Annotated in this window: 4 protein-coding genes and 1 tRNA gene; 4 read left to right on the forward strand and 1 reads right to left on the reverse strand. The window is 50.0% G+C overall.

What is annotated here, in order from left to right; genetic code table 11:
- Nucleotides 1-497, forward strand: a 497-nt coding sequence (locus GAC_RS03570) for a magnesium transporter (RefSeq protein ID WP_037349478.1), incomplete at its 5' end; no start/stop codon positions are given.
- A gap of 116 nt (nucleotides 498-613) precedes the next feature.
- Here the strand turns inward: GAC_RS03570 and GAC_RS03575 are convergent.
- Nucleotides 614-687, reverse strand: a tRNA-Pro gene (locus GAC_RS03575).
- A 288-nt stretch (nucleotides 688-975) separates the two neighbouring features.
- Between GAC_RS03575 and GAC_RS03580 the strand changes: the two genes are divergently transcribed.
- The 3 genes from GAC_RS03580 (at nucleotide 976) to GAC_RS03590 (ending at nucleotide 4,026) form a co-directional block, all read left to right on the forward strand.
- Nucleotides 976-1,581, forward strand: coding sequence for an RlmE family RNA methyltransferase (locus tag GAC_RS03580; protein WP_037349479.1), 606 nt, complete (start codon nucleotides 976-978; stop codon nucleotides 1,579-1,581).
- A gap of 489 nt (nucleotides 1,582-2,070) precedes the next feature.
- Nucleotides 2,071-3,024, forward strand: a complete 954-nt coding sequence (locus GAC_RS03585) for a hypothetical protein (protein WP_037349480.1) — start codon at nucleotides 2,071-2,073, stop codon at nucleotides 3,022-3,024.
- 102 nt (nucleotides 3,025-3,126) lie between these two features.
- Complete coding sequence (locus GAC_RS03590) at nucleotides 3,127-4,026, forward strand: hypothetical protein (RefSeq protein ID WP_241760062.1); 900 nt, start codon at nucleotides 3,127-3,129, stop codon at nucleotides 4,024-4,026.
- Nucleotides 4,027-4,594: the final 568 nt, after the last annotated feature.

Below are 4,594 nucleotides of genomic sequence, written 5' to 3' on the forward strand. Positions count from 1 at the left end.
GATTGCCGTGGTTGCTGGTCAATTTATTGACTTCATCCGCTAGTTCCATAGTTATAGGCTGGTTCAGCGAGACGATAAGGAGCTTTATCGCGTTGTCTATCATAATGCCAATGATAGCATCTATGAGTGGAAACTCGGGGTTACAAGCCCTGACTGTGACCATACGCGCCTTGGCGACCAAACAGCTGACATACAGAAACTCACGCAGGTTGCTCTTCAAGGAGCTGTGTGTGGGTTTTGTCAATGGGGCAATACTGGCTGCCATAGCCTCTATTGCCATTATAATAAGGTTTCATAACACCTCAATAGAGGTACTATTTGTCGCCTCGATGATTATAACCTTCTCCATCGCAACCTTTTCCGGGGCGGCGGTGCCCATGTTGCTGCACTTCTTTGGTGCAGACCCAGCTGTTTCATCATCAATAATAGTATGTGCAGCGAGCGATATAATAGCGTTCCTCATATTCCTGGGCCTCGCTACTGTTTTCTTAATGTAAATCTACAGAAGCACCCACACGTGCCTGTTTGTTTTGCGCCGCAACCGCGTACTGAAAGCGCCGGCCGCCAGCAGAGTATGAACCAAAGTGTGAAAACCTTAGAGCTGCGTACAGCGTCGGGGTGGAGAGATTCGAACTCCCGACCCCTTGGCCCCAAACCAAGTGCGCTACCAGGCTGCGCCACACCCCGAGAGATCCGGTTAGGGTATAATATATTGCAGTTGGTGTCAATATGCCCAATAACGGGGATGTAGATATTGCAACGCTCGTGTTGGTTAGGACATATCCGTCAGGATGAACACTTCACCAGCGTAAAGTGCGATATATTTCTTCACCGCAACGTGTAAATTCCTTATCATATCTAGTACACAGTGTTTGTTAGCCCAAGGTTATTGACATAGTTAACGTTAAAACTGCAAAGGGTCGGAAAATTTCTTCCACAAGCTGGATACGCAGGCAAATTAACGACCCGTACGTTATGTTGGCGAAAAAGCACGGATATAGGTCTCGCTCGGCGTATAAGCTCATAGATATCGACTGCAAATTTAAGCTCTTGCAGCGGGGTAGGTATGTGTTGGACCTTGGTTCATGCCCCGGAGGCTGGGCTCAGGTTGCAGCTGAACGGGTTGCAGAAGGTGGCAAGGCACATGTAGTTGCCGTAGATATGGNTCCCATGGAGCGAATTCCCAATGTTGACTTTGTGCAGTGTGATGTAGAACATTCACCAGAGCTGCTGCGTGCGGCGCTGCAGGATAGGAAGTTCGATGTTGTGCTGTCAGACATGGCTCCAAAATCCTGCGGGCATCGGCAGGTGGATCATGCGAATATCATCAATCTGTGCGAAATGGCTCTAGATCTGGCAGTGGAGTTTTTACGCTCAGGTGGAAGCTTTGTGACCAAAATCCTGCAAGGGGAATATGAGCAAGAATTTCGCAGGTCGCTGCAGTACTATTTTGCGTCAGTAACGTATTTTAAGCCAAAATCCAGCAGGAGCGAATCCTCCGAAATTTACCTGGTGGGCACGAAATTCAAAAACCCAGAGCATCCTTATGGCAACTCTGAGGATGCACCATCCGAGTGTTAAAGGCCAACTACCACGTCAAAGGCCATAACATGCGGCACAGATTGACAACGCCGAAGAGGCGGGGATTTTTCTATTTTCATCACCTTCGCTTCCCATGGACGAACGTATATAAGCAAGTTGCGCCACACCACATAGCAGCAGTGATGACCACGACAAAATGCGTAAAGCACCTCCCCTTCCCTGGCCCGAACAACCAAGATGCGTGCGTAGTTACCCCTACGAGGCAGAGTGCATTAACATACCATCCACAATGTATTGTTGTTATAAAATCGGCCTTGCATCAGAACATCTGCCACACTTTTCAACCCACAGTTTGCGTGAATATCGCATTTATTATAGTATAGTGTCGCGCGCATGTGCGTGCAGTGGGTCTGGGTATACTTTTTCACTAAGTTGTGGCACTCTGTGTGCCTTGTTGGCGTAAAGATCCCCCCCCCCCCCCCCCGCACGCAGCGCTGTTATTCCGAAAAGTATATTGGGGAGCTTGGGATGGGTGCACTAGGAATATTTATAGCTATAGTTAGTAGCGCTGCTGCTGGAGCGCTACTGGAGCGGATGTTTGTTGCTTTAAATGCGGGCGATAAGCACGATGATAAAGTAAGACATAAAGAGTCAGAAGCGGAGGAACGGCGGGGCGAAGAGAAAAGCGCCGAAGCCAGCGTAGCAAAGGAAAAAGCGGCAGGGGAGCAGGAACTTGCATTACAAGAACGAGCAAGTGCCCTGGCACCACTCAACACCGTAAAGGAAATTATTGATACCGGGAGCATTGCCGCAGCAGTCACGAACAGGCTGAAAGACAAAGGCATTCGCATACCAAAGACCACGCAAGCTACAGCGCTGACAGAAGCTGCAGTTCAAGCCATGGTCGAAGAGGTGGCAGAGCGCCTATTTGAATCGCTAGGTCTCTTAGTGCAGGTCCACACCGGTAAGATGACCAAAGAGGAGCTAGAGACAAAGCATCCTCGAACAGCGAGTGCCATAAATAGTGTATCGGAAAGTTTCAAGAAACGGGGCCTGACTTCAGGCAGCAGCGTACAAGATGTTGTGAATACTGTAGTAAACGGTGCGTCTGGGATTTCCGGTGTGGAGCAACGAGCTATTGCTGAAGGTCAGTCCGCTGACACAGCTCCTACAACCAACGCTGCAACTCCGGTAGTGGGAGCTGCTAATACTAACATCGCTGCTGCAGATACAGCCGCTAGCGCGGAAAAAGTTGTTGTTGTTGTTGAGGTTGTCGAGAAGGCGAGCGAGGCAGGGACGGAAGCTTCATGTAGCGGCGCACCCGTCGTCACGATTGAGGATGTATCCGATGACGACGCCCAGCCACCCGCGAAGAATGCTAATGCGGAGACAATCAACACAGGAGAAGGTAGCACACAACCTTCCACAAGTGTGGTAGACCCAACCCTTGCCGGGGGGGGGGACCGTGCCGCACAGCGCTGACAGTACCATAGCGTGTTTCGAGGCCCCGGTATCTATTGCAGGCGTTAACTCGGTGAGCCTGTGATTAATGCATTGGGGTATTTAATAACTGCAGCTTGTAGCGTGACTGCTGGAGCGCTACTGCAGCAGGGGTGTACTGCTATAGCTGAGGATTATCGCGGTATAAGTAAATCAAAAGAGCAAAAAGCGATATGTGCAAGCGAAGAGAAGGGCGCAGAGGTCAGCGCAGAAGGTGTCCAAGCACTGATTAGAGACGTAAGAGGCATTGTTAACACTGAGGACATTGCTGCAGCAGTCATGCGCAGGTTGAGGGATTCTGGCGTTCGTCTGCCACAAAACGCAAGAGCTCAGCAGGTAGCGAAAAAGGCTGTGGAGGCTATGGTTGAGGAGTTGGCAAAGCGCCTATCTGAATCGCTAGGTCTCGTAGTACAGGTCCACACCGGTAAGATGACCAAAGAGGAGCTAGAGGCGAAGCACCCCCGCACAGCAAGTGCCATGAATAGTGTATCAGACAGTTTTCAGAGACGAGGCCTGACTTCAGATAGTAGCGTACAAGATGTTATTAATAACATAGGGAAAAGTTCTCCCGGAGTTTCCAGTGTGGAGCAGCGAACTACTGCTGAAGATAAGGCTGCTGGCGCAGTTCCCGCAGTAACCACTGCCCATGCGGCATCCTTGGTACTATTGAGCGTATGTATGTTGATGATCTGCGGTACCATAATAGCGATGTGCACAGCTCTTACATTAGAAAGTCCATATGTCATTGCAGCTACGGCAGTGGCTGGTGTAGCAGCCGTACTATGTTCAGTAGCAATTGGATTATCCATATGGGATTTAGTTAAATCCTGTAGGCAAGCAAAGGAAGATAGCGCGCAACCCCCCACAAGTACGGCAGATCCGATCCTTAAGGGAGGCATGGCCGCCGCTTCACCGCCCGGCCAGTCATTAACACATACAGAAGTCCGTGAACACCAGCGTGAATCCATAGTGAAGGCACCGTAACGCGTCACGCAGCCGGAACGGCTTCTAGACCTACACAACGCGGAAAGTGCATGGCTATAAAATTTATCAACTGGCGATGTCAGCCACAGCACCGGCACCCCATTATGTACTTTAGGGCCAAATCAGAGAGACGTATCACCTGGCCCGCATTTGAAGGCCTCCTTGCCACAAAAGCCTAAATGCTGCGCGGCACAAGCCGCTAAATGGGTTTGCCGCACAGCGAACGATAGAATTTAGCCTGAATATGCGCACCCCCAACTGTTGCACGCATGAGCCCTTTAATATGTTCCATACTAGTAATAAGTTGTTATGCAGTGTAGTTGTACACTAGGAATGGGGGAGTAGGCCTGCATGTAGGATATCCCACTTTGTGGGTGCTGGGGGTAGCGACATGCTACCCCCAGCACCCAATTGAACAGATAGCAAAGATGCAAACGTGCGTGCGGGCAAGCCCGTGCCCACCTATGCCGATGGTTTTGAAGTTTTTTGTAACGCTGTTAGGTATTTTGCCTAACTACACCGTATGCAGCTTATACTTTCCGTGCATCACCAAAGCTATGTAATAAGT

The organism is Anaplasma marginale str. Florida, assembly GCF_000215485.1.
In the GTDB taxonomy this organism is placed as follows: Bacteria; Pseudomonadota; Alphaproteobacteria; order Rickettsiales; family Anaplasmataceae; genus Anaplasma; species Anaplasma marginale.